The organism is Pseudomonas sp. DWP2-2, from assembly GCF_049897065.1.
Classification (GTDB): Bacteria; Pseudomonadota; Gammaproteobacteria; order Pseudomonadales; family Pseudomonadaceae; genus Aquipseudomonas; species Aquipseudomonas paracarnis.
In genome coordinates, this window is record NZ_JAFCVN010000013.1 from 44,351 (window position 1) to 65,143 (window position 20,793).

21 protein-coding genes are annotated in these 20,793 nt (G+C 61.6%); 9 read left to right on the forward strand and 12 right to left on the reverse strand.

Translation table 11 applies throughout. The features are described from left to right. Nucleotides 1-9: 9 nt before the first annotated feature. From rlmH to ACP7CZ_RS22725, 4 genes are all read right to left on the reverse strand, one after another. Complete coding sequence (rlmH, locus tag ACP7CZ_RS22710; protein ID WP_003176297.1) at nucleotides 10-477, reverse strand: 23S rRNA (pseudouridine(1915)-N(3))-methyltransferase RlmH; 468 nt, start codon at nucleotides 475-477, stop codon at nucleotides 10-12. Nucleotides 478-486: 9 nt separating this feature from the next. Next, the gene (gene rsfS, locus ACP7CZ_RS22715; RefSeq protein WP_003176298.1) at nucleotides 487-981 is read right to left on the reverse strand and encodes a ribosome silencing factor; all 495 of its coding nucleotides are present in this window, start codon (nucleotides 979-981) and stop codon (nucleotides 487-489) included. A 66-nt stretch (nucleotides 982-1,047) separates the two neighbouring features. After that, entirely contained in the window at nucleotides 1,048-1,692 is a 645-nt protein-coding gene (gene nadD, locus ACP7CZ_RS22720) for a nicotinate-nucleotide adenylyltransferase (protein ID WP_003194480.1), read from the reverse strand. Continuing rightward, entirely contained in the window at nucleotides 1,692-2,957 is a 1,266-nt protein-coding gene (locus tag ACP7CZ_RS22725) for a glutamate-5-semialdehyde dehydrogenase (RefSeq protein WP_034126904.1), read from the reverse strand. The genes nadD and ACP7CZ_RS22725 overlap by 1 nt, the downstream gene beginning before the upstream one ends. A gap of 175 nt (nucleotides 2,958-3,132) precedes the next feature. On the opposite strand from ACP7CZ_RS22725, the gene ACP7CZ_RS22730 reads away from it, so the two are divergent. Both ACP7CZ_RS22730 and ACP7CZ_RS22735 read left to right on the forward strand, forming a co-directional pair. Then, on the forward strand, nucleotides 3,133-3,816 hold the full coding sequence (locus tag ACP7CZ_RS22730) for a DNA-3-methyladenine glycosylase (RefSeq protein ID WP_294167524.1): 684 nt from the start codon (nucleotides 3,133-3,135) through the stop codon (nucleotides 3,814-3,816). Between the two features lie 156 nt (nucleotides 3,817-3,972). Next, nucleotides 3,973-5,289 (forward strand): bifunctional DedA family/phosphatase PAP2 family protein, encoded by a 1,317-nt coding sequence (locus tag ACP7CZ_RS22735; RefSeq protein ID WP_054918122.1) that lies wholly within the window; start codon nucleotides 3,973-3,975, stop codon nucleotides 5,287-5,289. Here the strand turns inward: ACP7CZ_RS22735 and ACP7CZ_RS22740 are convergent. The 4 genes from ACP7CZ_RS22740 to ACP7CZ_RS22755 form a co-directional block, all read right to left on the reverse strand. Beyond that, entirely contained in the window at nucleotides 5,283-5,498 is a 216-nt protein-coding gene (locus tag ACP7CZ_RS22740; RefSeq protein WP_034126901.1) for a hypothetical protein, read from the reverse strand. The two genes, ACP7CZ_RS22735 and ACP7CZ_RS22740, sit on opposite strands and share 7 nt — an antisense overlap. 100 nt (nucleotides 5,499-5,598) lie before the next feature. Then, a complete protein-coding gene (locus ACP7CZ_RS22745) occupies nucleotides 5,599-6,189 on the reverse strand; it encodes an LON peptidase substrate-binding domain-containing protein (protein ID WP_197900746.1) in 591 nt (196 codons plus the stop codon). A gap of 22 nt (nucleotides 6,190-6,211) precedes the next feature. Further along, nucleotides 6,212-6,928, reverse strand: a complete 717-nt coding sequence (locus tag ACP7CZ_RS22750; protein WP_034126899.1) for an LrgB family protein — start codon at nucleotides 6,926-6,928, stop codon at nucleotides 6,212-6,214. Further along, a complete protein-coding gene (locus ACP7CZ_RS22755) occupies nucleotides 6,925-7,278 on the reverse strand; it encodes a CidA/LrgA family protein (protein WP_054918124.1) in 354 nt (117 codons plus the stop codon). Before ACP7CZ_RS22755 ends, ACP7CZ_RS22750 begins: the two co-directional genes overlap by 4 nt. 182 nt (nucleotides 7,279-7,460) lie before the next feature. Between ACP7CZ_RS22755 and ACP7CZ_RS22760 the strand changes: the two genes are divergently transcribed. The 3 genes from ACP7CZ_RS22760 (at nucleotide 7,461) to ACP7CZ_RS22770 (ending at nucleotide 10,501) form a co-directional block, all read left to right on the forward strand. After that, nucleotides 7,461-7,916 (forward strand): MaoC family dehydratase, encoded by a 456-nt coding sequence (locus ACP7CZ_RS22760; RefSeq protein WP_003194496.1) that lies wholly within the window; start codon nucleotides 7,461-7,463, stop codon nucleotides 7,914-7,916. Between the two features lie 195 nt (nucleotides 7,917-8,111). After that, nucleotides 8,112-9,830, forward strand: a complete 1,719-nt coding sequence (locus ACP7CZ_RS22765; RefSeq protein ID WP_019818759.1) for a C13 family peptidase — start codon at nucleotides 8,112-8,114, stop codon at nucleotides 9,828-9,830. A 29-nt stretch (nucleotides 9,831-9,859) separates the two neighbouring features. Then, the gene (locus ACP7CZ_RS22770; RefSeq protein ID WP_014720096.1) at nucleotides 9,860-10,501 is read left to right on the forward strand and encodes an oxidoreductase; all 642 of its coding nucleotides are present in this window, start codon (nucleotides 9,860-9,862) and stop codon (nucleotides 10,499-10,501) included. 159 nt (nucleotides 10,502-10,660) lie between these two features. Here ACP7CZ_RS22770 and ACP7CZ_RS22775 read toward each other — a convergent pair whose 3' ends face one another. The 4 genes from ACP7CZ_RS22775 to ACP7CZ_RS22790 all read right to left on the reverse strand — a co-directional run bounded on the left by ACP7CZ_RS22775 (nucleotide 10,661) and on the right by ACP7CZ_RS22790 (nucleotide 15,032). Continuing rightward, on the reverse strand, nucleotides 10,661-10,945 hold the full coding sequence (locus ACP7CZ_RS22775; protein ID WP_003194502.1) for a YceK/YidQ family lipoprotein: 285 nt from the start codon (nucleotides 10,943-10,945) through the stop codon (nucleotides 10,661-10,663). Beyond that, entirely contained in the window at nucleotides 10,938-11,567 is a 630-nt protein-coding gene (gene ubiX, locus ACP7CZ_RS22780) for a flavin prenyltransferase UbiX (RefSeq protein WP_032895136.1), read from the reverse strand. Before ubiX ends, ACP7CZ_RS22775 begins: the two co-directional genes overlap by 8 nt. Beyond that, complete coding sequence (mpl, locus tag ACP7CZ_RS22785) at nucleotides 11,564-12,913, reverse strand: UDP-N-acetylmuramate:L-alanyl-gamma-D-glutamyl-meso-diaminopimelate ligase (RefSeq protein WP_096144078.1); 1,350 nt, start codon at nucleotides 12,911-12,913, stop codon at nucleotides 11,564-11,566. Before mpl ends, ubiX begins: the two co-directional genes overlap by 4 nt. 208 nt (nucleotides 12,914-13,121) lie before the next feature. Next, complete coding sequence (locus tag ACP7CZ_RS22790; protein WP_294167501.1) at nucleotides 13,122-15,032, reverse strand: sigma-54-dependent Fis family transcriptional regulator; 1,911 nt, start codon at nucleotides 15,030-15,032, stop codon at nucleotides 13,122-13,124. 272 nt (nucleotides 15,033-15,304) lie between these two features. On the opposite strand from ACP7CZ_RS22790, the gene exaC reads away from it, so the two are divergent. The 4 genes from exaC to eutC all read left to right on the forward strand — a co-directional run bounded on the left by exaC (nucleotide 15,305) and on the right by eutC (nucleotide 20,706). Beyond that, entirely contained in the window at nucleotides 15,305-16,825 is a 1,521-nt protein-coding gene (gene exaC / locus ACP7CZ_RS22795) for an acetaldehyde dehydrogenase ExaC (protein ID WP_005791797.1), read from the forward strand. A gap of 156 nt (nucleotides 16,826-16,981) precedes the next feature. After that, entirely contained in the window at nucleotides 16,982-18,415 is a 1,434-nt protein-coding gene (gene eat / locus ACP7CZ_RS22800) for an ethanolamine permease (RefSeq protein WP_054896913.1), read from the forward strand. Nucleotides 18,416-18,478: 63 nt separating this feature from the next. Further along, nucleotides 18,479-19,873 carry an ethanolamine ammonia-lyase subunit EutB gene (locus ACP7CZ_RS22805; protein WP_054896914.1) on the forward strand — a complete coding sequence of 465 codons (1,395 nt, stop codon included), beginning with the start codon at nucleotides 18,479-18,481 and terminating at the stop codon, nucleotides 19,871-19,873. Then, complete coding sequence (gene eutC, locus ACP7CZ_RS22810) at nucleotides 19,870-20,706, forward strand: ethanolamine ammonia-lyase subunit EutC (RefSeq protein ID WP_034126894.1); 837 nt, start codon at nucleotides 19,870-19,872, stop codon at nucleotides 20,704-20,706. The genes ACP7CZ_RS22805 and eutC overlap by 4 nt, the downstream gene beginning before the upstream one ends. Nucleotides 20,707-20,793 lie beyond the last annotated feature (87 nt).

Consider the following 20,793-nt stretch of genomic DNA (forward strand, 5'->3'; position numbering starts at 1 on the left):
CGGCGCAGACTATTTGTGGTAAGGGTGCCCGGACAGGACTGTCCAGGCGCGATACAGCTGTTCACCGATCAGAATCCTTACCAACGGGTGTGGCAATGTCAGCGCCGACAGCGACCAACGCTGATCGGCCCGCGCACAGACTTCCGGCGCCAGCCCTTCCGGGCCGCCGACCATGAAATTGACCGTGCGCGAATCCAGGCGCCAGCGATCCAGTTCCACCGCCAGTTGCTCGGTGCTCCAGGGCTTGCCGTGCACTTCAAGGGTGACGATGCGCTCATTGGGGCCGACTTTGGCCAGCATGGCTTCGCCTTCCTGACGGATAAAGCGCGCCACGTCGGCGTTCTTGCCCCGGGTATTGAGCGGTATTTCCACCAGCTCAAGCGACAGCTCAGCGGGCAGACGCTTGGCATATTCGTGCCAGCCTTCTTCCACCCACTTGGGCATGCGTGAACCGACAGCGATCAGACGCAGGCGCACAGCCGTTCCTTATTCCTGGTCTTTGTTGAGCTTGTCGAAGTGCGCGTGGCCCACTTCCGGGCTGTGGTGCTTGCCATCGGCGGCACGGCTCTGCTCGGCGCCTTTCCACAGACGTTCCAGGTCGTAGAACTGGCGAGCATTGGAGGTCATCATGTGAACGATCACATCGTCCATGTCCAGTAGCACCCAGTCGCTGTCGCCCTTGCCTTCTTCACCCAGTGGCTTGACGCCCTGGGCTTTGACGGCTTCGCGAACCTTGTCCAGCATCGCGCCGATCTGGCGGTTGGAGGTACCGGTGGCGATGATCATGAAGTCGGTGATGCTCTGCTTGTCGCGCACGTCCAGCACCTGGATGTCCTGGGCTTTAACGTCTTCCAGGGCAGCCACGGCGACTTTCACCAGCTCTTCGCCAGCCAATTCCGGGCCGACATGGGCTTCAACCGGCAGCGGCGCGCTTTTGAAGGTGCCTTTGCGCTTAACTTTGCTTACGTCTTTGTTCGTCATATAAAACTCGTTTTGCTCGTATGTTCGGGCGCTTGCTGCACGGTTCGTGCGTTCAAGCGCGCCTTTTCAGTTCGACGCACGGTAAAGCCCGTGCGCATCGATGTAGGCCAGGACCGCGTCAGGCACCAGGAAACGTACCGACTTCCCGCTGGCCAGCAGTTGACGGATCTGGGTGGCGGACACCGCAAGCGGGGTCTGCCAGACGAATGCAATATTCCCGTTCGGCCCGGTCAGGGCCAAGGGGTCACTTACCGACCGCGCGGCCAGCAGGTTGCGCAAGGCATCCGGCGGTTCGCTGTCGGCATCCGGGCGTTGCAAAACCAGGATGTGGCAATGCTGGAGGAGTTCCTCCCAGCGGTGCCAAGAGGGCAGGCCGCAAAATGCGTCCCAGCCCAAAAGCAGAAACAGTGGGTCATCCGCGGCCAATTCGGCGCGCATCAGCTCCAGGGTGTCGATAGTGTAGGACGGTTTATCGCGCTTGAGTTCGCGATCGTCCACCACCAGCGGCGATATACCTTCCACGGCAACACGCACCATTTCCAGGCGTTGCTCGGCGGCCACCTGCGGCGTGTCGCGATGGGGCGGCCGGAAATTGGGCAGCAGGCGCAGCTCATCCAGCGCAAGGGCATCCGCAACTTCGAGGGCACTGCGCAAATGGCCGATGTGCACGGGGTCGAAAGTACCGCCGAGCAGCCCGATGCGTTTAGTCATCAAGTGCGCACATGACCGTCGCCAAACACCACGTACTTCTCACTGGTCAGCCCTTCGAGGCCCACCGGGCCGCGTGCGTGGAGCTTGTCGGTGGAAATACCGATCTCAGCCCCCAGGCCGTACTCGAAGCCGTCGGCAAAACGCGTCGAGGCGTTGACCATCACCGAAGCGGAATCCACTTCGTTGAGGAAACGCCGGGCATCGCTGAAATGCTCGGAAACGATGGCGTCGGTGTGCTTGGAGCCATAGGTATTGATGTGTTCGATGGCCTGGTCCAGATCGTCGACGATGCGGATCGACAGGATCGGGGCCGTGTACTCGGTGTACCAGTCCTGCTCGGTCGCCTCGATGACGTCCGCACCCAGCAACGCACGGGTGCGCTCGCAACCGCGCAGCTCTACCGACTTGTCACGGTAGATGGCGGCCAGCGGCGGCAGCACACGCTCGGCAATGCCAGCGTGCACCAGCAGGGTTTCCATGGTGTTGCACGGCGCGTAGCGGTGGGTCTTGGCGTTGTCGGCAATGCGAATCGCCTTGTCGAGGTCGGCGGCGATGTCGATGAACACATGGCAGACGCCGTCCAGGTGCTTGATAACTGGCACCTTGGCATCACGGCTGACGCGCTCGATCAGGCTCTTGCCACCCCGCGGCACGATCACGTCGACGAATTCCGGCATGGTGATCAGCGCGCCCACGGCAGCACGGTCGGTGGTTTCCACTACTTGCACCACTTCAGCCGGCAACTCGGCCACGGCCAGGCCCTGCTGGATGCAGGCGGCGATGGCGCGGTTGGAATTGATCGCTTCGGAACCGCCACGCAGGATAGTGGCGTTGCCAGACTTGAGGCACAGGCTCGCGGCGTCGATGGTCACGTTCGGACGCGACTCATAGATGATGCCGATCACGCCCAGGGGCACGCGCATCTTGCCCACCTGGATGCCGGACGGCAGGTAGCGCATGTCGCGAATTTCACCGATGGGGTCAGGCAGCTTGGCCACCTGACGCAGGCCTTCGATCATGTCGTCGATACGTGCCGGGGTCAGCGCCAGGCGGTCCAGCAGGGCTGGCTCCAGGCCGTTAGCGCGCCCATTGGCCAGGTCCAGCTCGTTGGCGGCGGTCAACTCGGAGCGCGAAGCATCCAGAGCATCCGCAGCCGCCAGCAGCGCACGGTTCTTCTGCGCGGTGCTCGCACGGGCGATCAACCGCGAGGCCTGCCGGGCAGCGCGACCCAGGCGGGTCATGTAGTCAAGAACGGACTCAGTCATGGTCAGGGAGTCTTGGCAAAGAGGAAAGCGGCAGATTATAGCTGTGACGCCGCCCGACTGACAGCGGTGAGGGGCGGATGGTCGAAATGAACTGTAAAAACCCCAGGTTCAGCCGTAATTAAGGTGAGAGTTGTTATGATTCGGTCACATTTAGCCGTATCAACCCTTGACCGCCATGCCCGACTTTGCCCCGCTGCTCCCCGCCAGCCCGCTGCCCGATAGCTTCTTCGACCGCGATGCCCAACTGCTTGCGCGTGAATTACTCGGAAAAGTCATTCGTCATCGTGTGGGCGATCTCTGGCTTTCGGCGCGAATTATTGAAACCGAAGCCTATTACGTGGCCGAAAAAGGCAGCCACGCCTCACTCGGCTACACAGAAAAGCGTAAGGCTTTGTTTCTGGGTGGTGGCCATATCTACATGTACTACGCCCGTGGCGGTGATTCGTTGAACTTCAGCGCCCACGGCCCGGGCAATGCCGTGCTGATCAAATCGGCCTATCCCTGGGTCGACGAAATTTCCGGTGCGGCGAGCCTGGCGCAGATGCTGTTGAACAACCCCAACCCCGACGGCAGCCCACGCCCCTCGCAGAAGCTGTGTGCAGGCCAGACGCTGCTGTGCAAGGCACTGGGCCTGAAAGTGCCAATGTGGGATGCCAAGCGCTTCGATCAGGAACTGCTGTATGTCGAAGACGTGGGCCAGGTGCCCACGCAGATTATCCAGACCACGCGCCTGGGCATTCCCAGCGGGCGCGATGAGCACTTGATGTACCGTTTCGTCGATGCTGGCTATGCGCCTTATTGCACGCGGAACCCGCTGCGTCGGGGGCAGGTCGAAGGCCGGGATTATTTTTTGATTTAACGCGCGACACATCCCATGTGGGAGCTGGCTTGCCTGCGATAGCGGTGTGTCAGGCAACTTCAATGCTGGCCATGCCGCAGCCATCGCCGGCAAGCCAGCTCCCACAGTTGAATTTCACCGTCTCAAATTCTGTTTTGTATGCATGGAGTGGATTGTATGGGCCAATGGCTCGATAGCATCACCGGCTGGTTGACCCTCAACCCACAATGGCTGGCAGCGGCGGTGTTTATTGTCGCGTGTGTGGAATGCCTGGCGATTGCCGGGTTGATCGTGCCAGGCACGGTATTGCTGTTTGCAATCGCCGCGTTGGCTGGCAGCGGTGCGCTGCCTTTGAGTGAAACCCTGCTGCTGGGCTTCCTCGGCGGCTTATTGGGCGACGGCGTTTCCTATTACCTGGGCCGCCATTTCCATCAGAACATCCGGCGCCTGCCCGGCCTGCGCCAGCATCCTGAATGGATGAACGGCGCAGAAACCTACTTCCACAAGTACGGAATCGCCAGCTTGTTGGTCGGGCGCTTCATCGGCCCATTGCGTCCCATGCTGCCCATGGTCGCCGGCATGTGCGACATGCCCTTCCCGCGCTTTGCCGCTGTGAGCATCATTGCCGCAGCGGGTTGGACCGTGGCCTATCTGCTGCCGGGCTGGGCTGCCGGCGCCGCGTTCCGTCTGCCCTTGCCGGAAGGCTTCTGGCCGGAAGCGGCGATTATCGCGGCGTGCCTGGCGGTACTGCTGGGGATGAGTTTGAACAGCAGTTGGCGCGGGCATCGGCGCACCACCTTGTGGATTGGTTGCGCCAGCCTAGTGTTGTTGATCGCGCTGTTTATCGGCTACCCCCATCTCAATGACTTCGACCAGGGCCTGAGCGCACTGGTGCAGGAACATCGCAGCCCGTGGCTGGACGAGGTGATGGTGCGGGTCACCCAACTGGGTGAGTTCAAGAAGATGTTTTTCGCCAGCGCCGTGTTCACTGGCCTGTTGCTGTTGGCACGGCAGTGGCGCCACGCTGTATTTGTCGGCGCCACCCTCGCTGGCGCGGCAGTGATTAACACCGGCACCAAGCTGTTTTTCGCCCGTGGCCGCCCGGAAATCCTAACGGACCCGCTGACCAGCTTCAGCATGCCCAGCGGCCATGCCTCCGGGGCCTTTGCCTTCTTCCTGGCGCTCGCGGTATTGGCCGGTCGCGGCCAACCTACGCGGCTGCGCCTGACCTGGATGCTGCTGGGCTGCATTCCCGCGGCGTTCATTGCCTTGTCGCGGGTGTACCTGGGCGCCCATTGGCCCACGGACATCCTGGCCGGCACCTTGCTGGCAATGACCGTATGTGCGTTCAGCCTGACGGCAATCGAGCACCGCAGCCCATTGCCAGCCATGTCGCAAAAAGCCTGGTGGCTGGTGCTGCCCGCCGTGGTGGCCGTGCTCGGTTTCATCGCCTTTACCGGTACGCCCCACGCACTGCTCAGGTACGCCTATTGACCCTTGGCCGGGCCGATCCAGTCCACGGAGGCGCTGCGCCGTTCAGCGTAACGCTCGCGGCGCTCCAGCAGCATCTCATCGGCCATTTCGGCGGCGCGCTCGGTGATGTACTCCGCGCCACGCGTGGCTTCCTGCTGGAGTAATTGCGTGGTCACGCTGACAAAATAAGCGTCCCACGCGACTTGTTCCGAGGGGGTCAGCCGAATCATGGTTATCTCCGATCATTGTTGTGCGATCGGAAAATAGTGCAGGCGGCGCAGTGGAGGCGACCGAGCAAAGTCTGAAAGCTCTGTCAGGCAAATCCGAATCTCAGGTGAACAGCTCGCCCTGCAATTCATCGAGCAACAGTTGGATCGCATCCAGGCGTTGCCCTGGGTCGTCCAGTTGCAGCAAGTCAATCTTGTCGGCCTCGCTAAATGGAAGCAGATAGGCCAACTGATTGCTCAGGGCTTGCTGGCCTTCGGCCTGGCCGCCCATGTCCAGCGAGGCAACCATCGGGTGTTCGGCCAAGGCCTCAAGCAACGCCAGCAAGTCCGCGTCCTCTTCGCCCAGCGGCTGGTCCGGCAATTCTTGCAGCCATTGCACATCGGCCACCAGCAACTGGTCTTTCTGCACGCCGGCCTCACGCACGCGGAAACGACGGCCACCTTCGACGCGAATGCCCAGCAGGCCGTTGTCCTGCTGTTTGAAGTCACGAATCAGCGCCTCACAACCGACAAGCGCATAACCGTCAGGGGCCGTGCCCACTTCCGAGCCTTCAAGGATGCACACCACGCCAAAGCCTTCGCCCTTTTTCATGCAACGGCCGATCATGTCCAGGTAGCGCGCCTCAAATATCTGCAAGTCGAGGGTGCAGCCCGGGAACAGCACAGTGTTGAGGGGGAATAGCGCCAGACTCATAACGGCTTCCTTAAAACCTGGGTTAAACAATGACCGACACCGCCAACGGCAGGAACACCGCCGTGGCCACGCCCATCAAACTCATGGCCAGCGCCGCGAAGGCGCCGCATTCTTCGCTTTCCTGCAGGGCTACTGAAGTGCCGACGGCGTGGGCGGTCATGCCCAGGGCCATGCCCCGCGCTTCGGGGCTGCGTACACCCAGGCGCGACAAGAGCGCTGGACCGATCATCGCGCCGACCACCCCAGTGATCAACACGAACACCGCCGCCAAGGCCGCCACGCCGCCGATCTGCTCGGCCACCAGCATGGCAATCGGCGAGGTGACCGACTTGGGCGCCATGGTCATCAGCACCCTGTGCTCGGCCCCGAACCACCATCCCAACGCCACACAAAGGCCGGTGGCCAATACCCCGCCTACCACCAGCGTAGTAAATATCGGCCAGAACAATTGGCGAATCCGTCGCAGGTTCAGATAAAGCGGCACCGCCAGGGCCACTGTGGCAGGCCCCAGCAGGATGCCCATGATCTCGGTGCTCTTGCGGTATTCGGCGTAGCTCAGCCCGCAGGTGAGCAGCACGCCGATCACCAGCAGCATCGACACCAGCACCGGCTGCAGGAAGATCCAGCGGGTTTTCTCGAACCCCGCCAGCACCAGTTGATAGGCGCCCAGGGTGATACCGATACCGAACAGCGGGTGATGAATGACCGCCGTCCAGGCGCCCTGCCAGTCGAGGATCATTGGTCCTTCTCCTTGCGCTTGACCATCTGCTGCATCAGCACACCGACAAAGCCCATGGCGATCACCAGCGACACCACCAACGCCCCGACGATGGCCCAGAAATCCGCCACGATGTCCTTGGCATACACCATCACTCCCACGGCCGGCGGCACCAGCAGCAGTGGCAGGTAACGCAACAGGCTGCCGGCAGCCAGGCTCAGGGGCTCGCCGACTTCACCGCGCCAGACCAGAAAGCCCAGCATCAGCAACAAGCCGATGATCGGCCCCGGCAGTACCGGCACCAGTAAATGATTGATCGCCGTGCCGATCAGTTGAAACAGCACCAGCCAGGTCAGGCCACGTAACAGCATCCCGCTCTCCCCCTCAAAACTCGCGCGCATTATAAGCATGCCCGCCCTATGCTCCGGCATTCGCCAAAAGCATGTTGGGTTGACCAGGCTGATTGCCCATGATGATCTACATTGGTTCTCTGTAACCCATAAAAACGCCCCTTATCAACGGGCACATAAGTGATGAACCAAGGAGAGACGCAATGCCCTATGTACCCGTAGCGCAGCTCAAAGATTACGTCGGCAAGGAACTGGGACGTTCCGAATGGCTCACCATCGACCAGGCGCGTATCAACCTGTTCGCGGAAGCCACCGGCGATCATCAGTTCATCCACGTCGACCCGGTCAAGGCGGCGCAAACCCCGTTCGGCAGCACCATCGCCCACGGGTTCCTGTCACTGTCGCTGATGCCCAAGCTGATGGAAGACATCCTGATCATGCCCGAAGGCTTGAAGATGGCCGTCAACTACGGCCTGGACAGCGTGCGCTTTATCCAGCCGGTGAAAGTAAACTCCAAGGTGCGGCTGAACGTCACCCTCACTGACGTCACCGAGAAAAAACCGGGCCAATGGCTGTTCAAGGCCACCGCCACCCTGGAAATCGAAGGTCAGGAGAAGCCGGCCTATATTGCCGAGTCGCTGTCACTCTGCTTCGTATGATCGCCACACCCCCACTGTAGGAGCGAGCTTGCTCGCGAAGGTCGTCAGCGATAACGCGTGCTTGCTGAACAAATGCGGCGCCTGTGAGTTTTCGCGGGCAAGCCCGCTCCTACAGGTGATGGATCCTGCGCATAGACCACTAGGTTCGGCACCCCGGCTACGGCATACTCGGCGCTCAATTATCCGGATCCCGCTATGCGCCCACTCGCTCCCCTTGCCCTTGCCCTGTTGCTCACCGCTTGCGGAGACGGCGAATCGCTGTTGCCGCCCGATGCGCGCTTGCCCGATGGCGGCCGCTACCGTGGCGATGTGGTCAACGGTTTGCTGCAAGGCCAAGGCCGTGTGGACTACCCCAATGGCAGTTGGTACGCCGGCCAGTTTGACAAAGGCCAGTGGCACGGCCAGGGCGAATGGCATGGCAGCAATGGCGAAGTCTATAAAGGCGAATTCAAGCAGGGCCTGTTTGATGGCCAGGGCAGCCTGACCACCTCGGGCAGCAGCTACGTGGGCGGTTTCAAGAACGGCCGACGCAACGGCGAAGGCACCCTCAAAGAGGGGCAGATGACTTATCGCGGCGAATTTCAGGACGACCAGTACTCAGGCCTCGGCCGCCTGGAACTGGCCGACGGCAGCCAGTACCAGGGCCAGTTCGCCCACGGCAAGCCCAATGGCGAAGGCCAGCGCAATGACGACAGCGGCAACCAGTTCAGCGGCCGCTTTGTCGATGGCCAACTGGAAGGCAATGGCACCTTTAATAGCGCCGAGGGGGATATCTATGTCGGTCAATTCAAGCAGAACCAGCTCAACGGTAAAGGCCGCTACGAGAACGCCGACGGTGATGTGTGGATCGGCCAGTTCAAGGAAGGCGCGCTGACCGGCAAAGGCGAATTGATCGGGGTCGATGGCAGCCACTATGTCGGCCAGTTCAGTGACTGGCGCTTTACCGGCGAAGGGCGCCTGAACCTCACCGATGGCAGTTTCTATATCGGTGGCTTCGACAGCGACAACTATCAAGGCCGTGGCACCCTGGTACTCACCGACGGCACCGTGCAGTCCGGCACCTGGGTCAACGGCCTGCGCGTGCGCGACGCCGAGGGCAAGCTGCTGCCCGACCCTCTGGAGACCGGCATACTGGCTCAAGGCCGCTTGCTCGATGACGCCCTGGCGACAGTGCCCGCGTCCACTCCGGCCGTCGAGCTATACACGTTGGTGCTGGCGGGCGACGGCAAACAAAGCGTGTTCCTGCGCGAGGCCGATTACGTCAGCAACCTGCTCGCCACCCGCTTCGGCGCGCGCGGGCAGGTGCGCCTGGTCAACCACCGCGACCATATCGCCGACCGCCCCCTGGCCACCCGTGAAAGCCTGCGCCGCTCGGTGCAAACCCTGGCCGAACGGACCGGGCCGGAAGACCTGGTGTTCATTTACTTGACCAGCCATGGCACCCATGAGCATGAGCTGGTGCTCGACCAACCGCGCATGGAACTGGCCGACCTGCCCGCCGACGAGCTGGCCGCCGTGCTCGCACCGCTGAAAAACCGCGACAAGGTCATCGTGATCTCCGCGTGTTACTCCGGCGGTTTCATACCGGCGCTCAAAGATGAGCGCACCCTGATCATGACCGCCTCCCGTGCAGACCGCGTGTCATTCGGCTGCTCGGAAGAAGCAGACTTCACCTACTTCGGTGATGCCCTTTTCGCACAAGCTTTCAACCAGACGGATGATTTGCAACACGCCTTCAAACTGGCGCAACTGCACGTGGCCGAACGCGAACAGGCGGACAACTTCGAAGCCTCCGAACCGCAGATCTGGGCCCCTAAAGGCGTGATCGCCCATTGGCAATTATTACGTAAACAGCAGGCACGAAAGGCGCTCGAAAGCGTCTCAATGAATAGCAAGGAAGCCAAAGGCAACTAAGCTGTAACGTGTAACAAGGGGGAAACACCATGTACCTGACACCGCAGCATATCTTGCTGGCCGGGGCTTCCGGCCTCACTGGCGAACACCTGCTCGACCGCCTGCTCAACGAACCCACCGTGACCCGCGTGCTGGCACCCAGCCGCAAACCATTGGCTGAACATCCACGCCTGGAAAACCCGGTGGGCGACCCGGCGGTGTTCCTGCCGCAACTGAGCGGCCGCGTGGATATTGCCTTCTGCTGCCTGGGCACCACGATCAAAAAGGCCGGCTCGGAAGCGGCGTTCCGTGCGGTCGACCTGGACATGGTGGTGGCCTTCGCCAAGCGCGCACGGGAACTGGGCGCGCGGCATCTGATCGTGATCAGTGCGATTGGCGCCGACCCGAAATCCTCGGTGTTCTACAACCGGGTCAAGGGGGAAATGGAACTGGCGCTGAGAGCGCAAGACTGGCCGCAGTTGACCATCGTACGTCCATCGCTGCTGCTGGGGGAGCGGTTGGAACCGCGCCTGGCCGAGCAGTTGGCCGGGCCGCTGTCACGGCTGATTCCCGGTAAGTACCACGGTATTGAAGTCTGCGAACTGGCCCGCGCCATGTGGCGCCTGGCGCTGGAAGAACAGGATGGCGTGCGGGTGGTGGAATCGGACGAGTTGCGCAAGCTCGGTAAGTAATGGTGCAGCGCTTGTACTGATCGCTCCCACGCTCTGCGTGGGAGCGCCGGTTATGACGCTCTGCGTCATGCTTGGGACGCGGAGCGTCCCCGACTGCATTCCCACGCGGAGCGTGGGAACGATCCAATCCAACGCGCGTGGGAACGATCCACATCCTATCTACAGCCCGCCCGTGGCGTTGAAGCCCACACCCAGCACCGTCAACACCGACAGTGGCAACAATAAGGTATCGAGCAACGCGCTGGCGGGCAGGTCGAGATGGGGATAGCTCGGGGCCTCGGCACCAAAGCGGTCCTTGGCGCAGCAGCCGCCATTGATCGCGTACAGATCCAGGCGTGTGCCGGCATACACCACCGGGGCGCCCGGTTGCGCGGCATCCAGAGTACGCGCTGTGGCACAGCCGGTGAGTTGCAGCGCCATCAACAGCAGCAGTGCTTTATTCATCGCCGCCCAGATGGTGCTCGCCCCAACGCGGCAGCATGTCCTGGGGAATGTTCAACAGGTTGAGAATGCGCGCCACCACAAAGTCCACCAGGTCATCGATGGTCTGTGGCTGGTGATAGAAACCAGGCGACGCGGGCAGGATGGTCACGCCCATGTTCGACAACTTGAGCATGTGCTCCAGGTGAATGCTCGAATACGGCGCTTCGCGCGGCACCAGGATCAACTGGCGGCGCTCCTTCAAGGTCACATCCGCCGCCCTTTCGATCAGGTTGTTGCAGGCGCCTGTGGCAATCGCCGACAAGGTGCCGGTGGAACACGGCACCACCACCATCGCCGCTGGCGCACCGGAGCCTGAGGCTACCGGCGACATCCAGTCCTCTTTGCCGTAAACCTTGATCTGCCCCGCCGCTGCGCCGGTGTACTCGGTGAGGAATGCCTGCATCATCTGCACCTTGGAAGGCAGCGCGACATCGGTCTCAGTCGCCAGCACCAATTGCGCCGCCTTGGAGATCAGAAAATGCACCTCACGGTCTTCACGCACCAGGCAGTCGAGCAGGCGCAAGCCGTAGGGCGCACCGGATGCGCCGGTCATCGCCAGTGTGATGCGTTCCGGCCCGCTCATTTCAGTGCCTCGGCCAGCTTGCCGTGCAGGCCGCCAAAGCCACCGTTGCTCATGACCACCACGTGGGTGCCGGGCTGGGCCAAGGATTTCACATGCTCAATGATGCCTTCCAACGAATCGCAGACTGTGGAGGGCACGGTGCATAGCGCAGCAATCGCGGGCAAATCCCAGCCGAGGTTGGCCGGCGCATACCACACCACCTGGTCGGCATCGTTGACGCTCTCGGGCAGGCCATCACGGTGCGCGCCCAGCTTCATGGAGTTGGAGCGCGGCTCGACGATGGCAATAATTTGCGCATCGCCGACGCGCTTGCGCAGGCCATCCAGGGTTGTGGCAATTGCGGTCGGGTGGTGGGCAAAGTCGTCGTAGATGGTAATTCCATTTACTTCAGCGACTTTCTCCATGCGCCGCTTCACACTCTTGAACGCGCTCAAGGCGGCAATGCCCATGGCTGGTACCACGCCAACATGCCGAGCGGCAGCCAGGCTCACCAAAGCGTTGGCCACGTTGTGTTGGCCGGTCATGCCCCAATCGACGATGCCTTGGGGCTGGCCTTCGAACAGCACTTCAAACCGCGAACCGTCTTCGCTGAGCAACCTCGCCTGCCACTGCCCGTCCGCGCCGGTAGTTTGCACCGGGGTCCAGCAGCCCATGTCGATCACACGCTGCAACGCAGGCTCGGTGGTGGGATGAATGACAAGGCCCTCACTTGGGATAGTGCGCACCAAGTGGTGGAACTGGCGCTCAATCGCCGGCAGATCGGGGAAGATATCCGCGTGATCGAACTCAAGGTTATTCAGGATCGCTGTGCGTGGGCGGTAATGGACGAACTTGGAGCGCTTGTCGAAAAAGGCGCTGTCGTATTCATCGGCCTCAATCACAAAAAACGGCGTCTCCCCAAGGCGCGCCGATACCGAGAAGTTCTGCGGCACACCGCCAATCAGGAAACCCGGGCTCATGCCTGCATGCTCCAGCACCCAGGCGAGCATGCTGCTGGTGGTGGTCTTGCCGTGAGTGCCCGCCACTGCCAGGACCCAACGGCCCTGCAGCACATGGTCCGCCAGCCACTGGGGGCCGGAGACGTAAGGCAAGCCTTTGTTCAGTACGTATTCCACCGCCGGGTTGCCGCGAGACATGGCGTTGCCGATGACGACCAGGTCCGGCACCGGGTCGAATTGCGAAGGGTCGTAACCTTGGGTCAGCTCAATCCCTTGCGCCTGTAGCTGCGTGCTCATGGGTGGATAAACATTGGCATCGGAGCCTGTTACGTGATGGCCCAGCTCTTTGGCCAGAACCGCCATCGAACCCATGAACGTACCGCAGATACCCAGAATATGAATGTGCATAGTCGACCTCGTAAACATCGAGGCAGGTTAGCGTAGGGTGGGAAAGTTCGCACGCTTTAGCTGAGCACGAAACGCTCGCCGGTAGGATCCGGCACAAGGGAGGCCTTGAACCGCGCTGCCGGCGTTTTTAAGCTCAGCGTCTTTCAAGGTAGCGCGTGAGACAAAAAACGAGCAGTTCGCAATAACCAGGTTACTCCGACAGCGCCCCTTACTGCATGGCGTCCCGTGAAACGCCATGTTTGCGTAACTTGCGGTACAGCGTATTGCGACTGACCCCCAACTGTTCAGCCACATGGCTCATATGCCAGCGCTGCTGCGCCAACGCGTTGAGCAATGCCTGGCGCTCGGCGTTCTCCAGCGGCGAGACGCATGGCGCATCCACCCTCGCCCCTTGCGGCTGCGCTTGGCGAATCAGTGCCGGCAAGTCTTCAAGACCGACTCGCCCGCCCTCACAGAGCGCCACTACCGTGCGCAACACCGTACGCAACTGCCGCAGGTTGCCGGGCCAGTGGAATGCCAACAGAGCCTGGCGCGCAGGCTCGTCCAGCATCACCTGCTCGGTGCCCGCTTCCTGGGCCAGGAGGAAGTCCAACAGTTGCGACTTGTCACTGCGTTCGCGCAACGGCGGCAGGACCACTTCCAAGCCGTTCAAGCGGTAATACAGGTCTTCGCGAAAGCTGCCATCGGCCACGCGCTCCAGCAAATTACGGTGCGTGGCGCTGATGATGCGCACGTTCACCGCTTGAGGTTCGCCGCCGATAGGCACCACCAGGCGATCCTCCAGCACCCGTAACAGGCGGGTTTGCAACGCCAGGGGCATATCGCCGATTTCGTCGAGAAACAACGTGCCGCCGTCGGCCTGTTGCAGTTTGCCGCGCATGCCTTCTTTAAGGGCGCCGGTGAAACTGCCGGCGCGATAGCCAAACAGTTCGCTCTCGATCAGGTTTTCTGGAATCGCCGCACAGTTCAGCGCAACAAAGGCCTTATCGCCCCGCTGGCTGCCCTGGTGCACAGCCTTGGCGAAGGCTTCTTTACCGCAGCCGGTTTCGCCGTTGATCAGCAAGGGCACGTCGCGCTCGAACACTCGCGAGGCCTTGCGTAGCTCATTTTGCAACGCCGGGTCGCCCACGCAGATACCCAAAGGCCGTGGCGCCTGCGGCTTGATGATGGGTACAGGCACACTGCGCAGCTGGCCTCGCAGCGCTGCAAACAAAGGCCGGCCATCGCGGGTGCGCAGCGGCCAACTGGCCGTGGCATTCGCGCTGGCCCGCCCCAGTAACTGATCCAGGGAGCAGTCGAAAAATGCCTCCACCGGCTGGCCCACCAAGCCGCCGCGTAGCTGCCCCAACAGGTTCAGAGCGCTCTGGTTGACCGCACAAATGCGCCCTTCGCCATCAAACGCCAGCAAGCCTTCGCTGAACAACCCGACCGACTCGGCCTGCAGGTGGAAACGCAACAGCCAGTGGTGTTCGAAGTGGCGCAGGAAATAGCAACTTTCGATCATCTTGGCCGACAGGTTCACCAGCGCCATGGTGTGGAACTGGCTCTGGCGCGACACGGCTTCGCGGGCCGAGGACACATCCAGCACCGCCAGCAATTCACCATGAGGGTCGAACACCGGGCTGGCCGAACAGGTCAGCCCGGTATGACGGCCGCGAAAATGCTCGTCACGGTGGATCGTCAACGACTGCCGCTCCACCAGGCAGGTGCCGATGCCGTTGGTGCCTTCGCAGGCTTCGCTCCAGTCAGCGCCCAGCCATAAGCCGGCGCGCTCGAATATCTTGCGCTCGGACGGCGCGGTGACACAGTTGAGGATCACCCCACGCGCATCGGTGAGCAGCACCGCATGACCGGCGCCGGAGAGTTGCTGGTGCAGGCTGTTCATTTCGCTGCCGGCGATGTGCAGCACTTGGCGCAGGCGCTCGCGACTTTCCAGCAAGCGCCCGTGCTCGAGCACGGTGGGCGCGATGGTCAGCGCCGGGTCGAGGTGGTAATCCTCCACGCAGCGCAGCCAGGAACGGGCGATGGACGGGTCGCTGCCAGGCCCCTGGGAAAGCTCTTGGCCACGGGTGACGGTCAAGACTTGCTGGGCATGGCGACTGAAATGATCGTTATGCATGTTCTTATTATTCTCCCTGCGTGAGAACGCCCAGCATCCCCCAGCCATCCGGCCATTGCAATCCCGGCCCGACCCACCGGTCACAGGCTGTATCGTTTATGGCACAAACTGTCACCTTACCTGTATCACTCCCGTCACGGCAAAGCCTTGCAACAAAGCCCAACCTCTTGATTCTGCTGGCCCGCACGGCGATGGCCCGACCTTTGCTCTACGCTTTATAACGCGCTCGCAGCGCTGTACTCCGATAAACATAAAAGCAGGAGATGCCCACCATGCGTTATGCACACCCCGGTACCGAAGGCGCCATCGTTTCGTTCAAGGCCAAATACGGCAACTACATCGGCGGCGAATTCGTGGCGCCGGTCGATGGCAACTACTTCTCCAACACCTCGCCGGTCAACGGCAAGCCCATCGCCGACTTCCCGCGCTCTACCGCCAAAGACATCGACAAAGCACTGGACGCCGCCCACGCAGCCGCGGACGCCTGGGGCAAAACCAGCGCCCAGGACCGCTCGCTGGTACTGCTGAAAATCGCCGACCGCATCGAGCAAAACCTCGAACTGCTGGCCATCACCGAAACCTGGGACAACGGCAAGGCCGTGCGCGAAACCCTCAACGCCGACATTCCTCTGGCCGCCGACCACTTCCGCTACTTCGCTGGCTGCATCCGCGCCCAGGAAGGCAGCAGCGCGGAAATCAACGAACTCACCGCCGCCTACCACTTCCACGAACCGCTGGGTGTGGTTGGTCAGATCATCCCGTGGAACTTCCCACTGCTGATGGCCGCGTGGAAACTCGCACCGGCCCTGGCCGCCGGTAACTGCGTGGTGCTCAAGCCAGCCGAGCAAACGCCGCTGGGCATCAGCGTGCTGATGGAGCTGATCGGCGACTTGCTGCCACCGGGCGTGCTGAACGTGGTGCACGGTTTCGGCAAGGAAGCTGGCGAAGCCCTTGCCACCAGCAAGCGCATCGCCAAGATCGCCTTTACCGGTTCAACGCCTGTGGGCTCGCACATCATGCATGCCGCGGCCGAGAACATCATTCCGTCCACGGTCGAGCTGGGCGGCAAGTCGCCGAACATCTTCTTCGCCGACATCATGAAAGCGGAACCTGCATTTATCGAAAAAGCCGCCGAAGGCCTGGTGCTGGCGTTCTTCAACCAGGGCGAAGTGTGCACCTGCCCTTCCCGCGCTCTGGTGGAAGAGTCGATCTACGACGACTTCATGAAAGTGGTGATGAAGAAGGTCGAGTCGATCAAGCGTGGTGACCCGCTGGACACCGACACCATGGTCGGCGCCCAAGCGTCCGAGCAGCAGTTCGACAAGATCCTGTCCTACCTGGAAATCGCCAAGGGCGAAGGCGCGCAATTGCTCACCGGCGGCAAGGTCGAGAAGCTCACGGGCGACCTGGCCACCGGCTATTACATCCAGCCGACCCTGCTCAAGGGCACCAACGACATGCGCGTGTTCCAGGAAGAAATCTTCGGCCCGGTGGTGAGCATCACCACTTTCAAGGATGAAGCCGAAGCCCTGGCGATTGCCAACGACACCGAGTTCGGCCTGGGCGCCGGCCTGTGGACCCGCGACATCAACCGCGCCTACCGCATGGGCCGGGCGATCAAAGCCGGCCGCGTGTGGACCAACTGCTACCACCTGTACCCGGCGCATGCCGCGTTTGGTGGTTACAAGAAGTCTGGCGTGGGCCGTGAAACCCACAAGATGATGTTGGATCACTACCAGCAGACCAAGAACTTGCTGGTGAGCTACGACATTAATCCGTTGGGCTTTTTCTAACTTAGCCTCTTAACAAGCAACCCGCTCCCAACTTGAAATGCAATCAAGTGTGGGAGCTGGCTTGCCCGCTCCTACACTTGAACTTCGCCAGTAATTGCTACCTCGTTCGGCACACAGATGCCGAGTTAAAAACAATAACAATCAAAGGTACTTCCCATGCCTAGCGAACCCACTGGTTCTTCTGTCGACTTCGAAAAAGTCGGCACCGATTATTTTCAACAACGCGAACTGAAAAAAGGCGCCGCCGGCTGGGTACTACTGGTTGGCCTTGGCGTCGCTTATGTTATTTCCGGCGATTACGCCGGCTGGAACTTCGGCCTGGCCCAGGGCGGCTGGGGTGGCATGTTCCTCGCCACCTTGCTGATGGCCACCATGTACCTGTGCATGTGCTTTTCCCTGGCCGAGTTGTCGTCCATGATCCCCACTGCTGGCGGTGGCTACGGTTTTGCCCGCAGCGCCTTCGGCCCTTGGGGCGGGTTCCTCACCGGTACTGCCATCCTTATCGAATACGCCATCGCCCCCGCCGCCATCGCGGTGTTTATCGGCGCCTATTGCGAGTCGTTGTTCGGCATTGGCGGCTGGATGATCTACCTGGCGTTCTACATCATCTTTATCGGCATCCACATCTTTGGTGTGGGCGAAGCCTTGAAGCTGATGTTCGTGATCACCGCTATCGCCGCGATTGCCCTGGGCGTGTTCCTGGTGTCGATGGTGCCGCACTTCAACGTCGCCAACCTGCTGGATATACCCGTGACCGAGGCCAAGGGCGCCAGCAGCTTCCTGCCGTTCGGCTACGTCGGCGTGTGGGCCGCGATCCCTTATGCCATCTGGTTTTTCCTGGCGGTAGAAGGCGTGCCGCTGGCCGCTGAAGAAACCAAGAACCCCAAGCGCGACCTGCCGCGCGGGCTGATCGGCGCGATTGTGGTGCTGACCAGTTTTGCCCTGTTGATCCTGGTGATCGCGCCGGGCGGTGCGGGGACGTACGCGCTGATCAAATCCGGCAACCCGCTGGTTGAAGCCTTGGCGTTGTCATACGGCGGTTCCACCTGGATGGGGAGCTTCGTCAACCTGGTCGGCCTGGCCGGTTTGATCGCGAGCTTTTTCTCGATTATCTACGCCTATTCGCGGCAGATCTTTGCCTTGTCCCGTGCCGGTTACCTGCCGCGCAAATTGTCCGAGACCAACAAGAGCAAGGCGCCAGTATTGGCACTGGTGATCCCCGGGATTATCGGCTTTGGCCTGTCGCTGACCGGCCAGGGTGACTTGCTGATCCTGGTGGCGGTGTTTGGCGCCACCATTTCCTACGTATTGATGATGGCCGCCCACATCACCCTGCGCATCCGTCGCCCTAAAATGGAGCGGCCATACCGCACGCCGGGTGGCATCTTCACTTCGGGCGTGGCGCTGGTGCTGGCTTGCGTGGCCGTGGTGGCTGGCTTTCTGGTGGACCCGCGTGTGGTGATTGGCGCGGCGATCATCTATGGAGTATTAATTGCTTACTTTGCTTTCTACAGCCGGCATCACTTGGTAGCAGGCACGCCGGAAGAGGAATTCGCGGCGATCCAGGCCGCAGAGGCCGCTCTGCACTAACTGCCGAAAACCTCGACGCGGTGCCTTGCCCACAGCAGGCCCGCGTCATCAAGGAGACACTGTATGGCAAGTTTTTCCCACGCGGTGGGTGCTCAAACCTACCGCTTCGACAGCCTCAAGGACGTGATGGCCAAGGCCAGCCCCGCACGCTCCGGGGACTTCCTCGCCGGTGTCGCCGCCCAGAATGACGGTGAGCGTGTGGCGGCGCAGATGGCGCTGGCGAATATCCCGCTCAAGCACTTCCTGCAAGAAGCACTAATTCCTTATGAAAGCGATGAAGTCACCCGGCTGATCATCGACACCCACGATAAACAGGCGTTTGCAGCGGTCAGCCACCTCACCGTCGGCGGCCTGCGCGACTGGCTGCTCAGCGATGCGGCTGATGAACATACCCTACGCGCATTGGCGCCAGGGCTGACACCGGAAATGGCCGCGGCCGTGTCCAAGATCATGCGCGTGCAAGACCTAGTGCTGGTGGCGCAGAAGATCCGCGTGGTCACCCAGTTTCGCGGCACCCTGGGCCTGCGCGGGCGCTTGTCCACGCGCTTGCAGCCCAACCACCCCACCGACGAACCGGCCGGCATCGCCGCGAGCATTCTCGACGGCCTGCTGTACGGCAACGGCGACGCCATGATCGGCATCAACCCGGCCACCGACAGCATCGCCTCGATCTGCGCCATGCTCGAGATGCTGGACGCGATCATCCAGCGCTACGAAATCCCCACCCAGGCCTGCGTGCTCACCCACGTCACCACCTCCATCGAAGCGATCAACCGCGGCGTACCGCTGGACCTGGTGTTTCAGTCAATTGCCGGTACCGAAGCGGCCAATGCCAGTTTCGGGATCAACCTGAACGTGCTGCAGGAAGGTTACGACGCCGGCTTGAGCCTCAAGCGCGGCACCCTGGGCCAGAACCTGATGTACTTCGAAACCGGCCAGGGCAGCGCCTTGTCGGCCAATGCGCACTTTGGCGTCGACCAGCAAACCTGTGAAACCCGTGCCTACGCCGTGGCGCGGCACTTCAAGCCGTTTCTGGTGAACACCGTGGTCGGTTTTATCGGCCCGGAGTACCTGTACAACGGCAAGCAGATTATCCGCGCCGGCCTGGAAGACCACTTCTGCGGCAAACTGCTCGGCGTGCCCATGGGTTGCGATATCTGCTACACCAACCACGCCGAAGCCGACCAGGACGACATGGACACCCTGCTGACCCTGCTCGGTGTGGCCGGCATCAACTTCATCATGGGCATCCCCGGCTCCGACGACATCATGCTCAACTACCAGACCACCTCGTTCCACGACGCTCTGTACGCGCGGCAAACATTGGGTTTAAAACCGGCGCCGGAGTTCGAGCAGTGGCTGGCGAAAATGGGCATCTTCACGCAGGCCGATGGCAAGGTGCACTTTGGCAACAGCCTGCCACCGGCCTTTCGTCACGCCTTGGCGCAATTGGGATGAAGGAGCCGACTGTGCAACCAGAATTGCCTGACAACCCGTGGCTGGAACTGCGCCGCCTGACCCCGGCGCGTATTGCCCTGGGCCGCACCGGCACCAGCCTTCCCACCAGCGCCCAACTGGACTTCCAGTTTGCCCACGCCCAGGCGCGGGACGCGGTGCACCTGCCCTTCGATCACGCCGGGCTCAGCCACCAACTGGCCGAACGTGGCCGAGACAGCCTGTTGTTGCACAGCGCCGCCACGGACCGGCACATCTACCTGCAACGCCCGGACCTTGGGCGACGCCTGAGCGATGAGTCGGCGCAAACGCTGCGCGACTACGCCCTGGCCCAACCCGGTGGCGTGGACTTGGCCATCGTGGTGGCCGATGGCCTGTCGGCACTGGCCGTGCATAAACATACAGCGCCGTTTCTGGCGCGCCTGGAAGAACAGACCCACGCCGAAGGCTGGTCCTTGTCACCGGTGATTCTGGTGGAGCAAGGCCGCGTGGCGGTGGCCGATGAAATCGGGCAGCTACTGGGCGCCAAGATGGTGGTGATCCTGATCGGCGAACGACCGGGGCTCAGCTCGCCGGACAGCCTGGGCCTGTATTTCACCTACAACCCCAAGGTCGGCCTCACCGATGCCTATCGCAACTGCATCTCCAATGTGCGGCTGGAGGGCTTGAGTTATGGCATGGCGGCCCATCGCCTGCTGTACTTGATGCGAGAGGCGTGTCGCCGGCAGTTGTCGGGGGTCAATCTCAAGGATGAGGCACAGGTTCAGACCCTCGAATCCGACGACCCGGACCTGATGAAGGGCAATTTCCTGCTCAGCCCGGCGGATGACCGATAGCGGCACGATTGCGCTTTTTGGCGTCATTAGGCAGCATCGAGTCACGGCCGCTCGTGTGGTCATACCCCATTTGGAAGTTGAGGCCTG

Bases quoted from the DNA above. Each gene is read 5' to 3' on its own strand.
- rsfS (WP_003176298.1), bottom strand. From the start codon at position 981: ATGACGAACAAAGACGTAAGCAAAGTTAAGCGCAAAGGCACCTTCAAA.
- nadD (WP_003194480.1), bottom strand. From the start codon at position 1,692: ATGACTAAACGCATCGGGCTGCTCGGCGGTACTTTCGACCCCGTGCAC.
- ACP7CZ_RS22725 (WP_034126904.1), bottom strand. From the start codon at position 2,957: ATGACTGAGTCCGTTCTTGACTACATGACCCGCCTGGGTCGCGCTGCC.
- ACP7CZ_RS22730 (WP_294167524.1), top strand. From the start codon at position 3,133: ATGCCCGACTTTGCCCCGCTGCTCCCCGCCAGCCCGCTGCCCGATAGC.
- ACP7CZ_RS22735 (WP_054918122.1), top strand. From the start codon at position 3,973: ATGGGCCAATGGCTCGATAGCATCACCGGCTGGTTGACCCTCAACCCA.
- ACP7CZ_RS22740 (WP_034126901.1), bottom strand. From the start codon at position 5,498: ATGATTCGGCTGACCCCCTCGGAACAAGTCGCGTGGGACGCTTATTTT.
- ACP7CZ_RS22745 (WP_197900746.1), bottom strand. From the start codon at position 6,189: ATGAGTCTGGCGCTATTCCCCCTCAACACTGTGCTGTTCCCGGGCTGC.
- ACP7CZ_RS22750 (WP_034126899.1), bottom strand. From the start codon at position 6,928: ATGATCCTCGACTGGCAGGGCGCCTGGACGGCGGTCATTCATCACCCG.
- ACP7CZ_RS22755 (WP_054918124.1), bottom strand. From the start codon at position 7,278: ATGCTGTTACGTGGCCTGACCTGGCTGGTGCTGTTTCAACTGATCGGC.
- ACP7CZ_RS22760 (WP_003194496.1), top strand. From the start codon at position 7,461: ATGCCCTATGTACCCGTAGCGCAGCTCAAAGATTACGTCGGCAAGGAA.
- ACP7CZ_RS22765 (WP_019818759.1), top strand. From the start codon at position 8,112: ATGCGCCCACTCGCTCCCCTTGCCCTTGCCCTGTTGCTCACCGCTTGC.
- ACP7CZ_RS22770 (WP_014720096.1), top strand. From the start codon at position 9,860: ATGTACCTGACACCGCAGCATATCTTGCTGGCCGGGGCTTCCGGCCTC.
- ACP7CZ_RS22775 (WP_003194502.1), bottom strand. From the start codon at position 10,945: ATGAATAAAGCACTGCTGCTGTTGATGGCGCTGCAACTCACCGGCTGT.
- ubiX (WP_032895136.1), bottom strand. From the start codon at position 11,567: ATGAGCGGGCCGGAACGCATCACACTGGCGATGACCGGCGCATCCGGT.
- mpl (WP_096144078.1), bottom strand. From the start codon at position 12,913: ATGCACATTCATATTCTGGGTATCTGCGGTACGTTCATGGGTTCGATG.
- ACP7CZ_RS22790 (WP_294167501.1), bottom strand. From the start codon at position 15,032: ATGCATAACGATCATTTCAGTCGCCATGCCCAGCAAGTCTTGACCGTC.
- exaC (WP_005791797.1), top strand. From the start codon at position 15,305: ATGCGTTATGCACACCCCGGTACCGAAGGCGCCATCGTTTCGTTCAAG.
- eat (WP_054896913.1), top strand. From the start codon at position 16,982: ATGCCTAGCGAACCCACTGGTTCTTCTGTCGACTTCGAAAAAGTCGGC.
- ACP7CZ_RS22805 (WP_054896914.1), top strand. From the start codon at position 18,479: ATGGCAAGTTTTTCCCACGCGGTGGGTGCTCAAACCTACCGCTTCGAC.
- eutC (WP_034126894.1), top strand. From the start codon at position 19,870: ATGAAGGAGCCGACTGTGCAACCAGAATTGCCTGACAACCCGTGGCTG.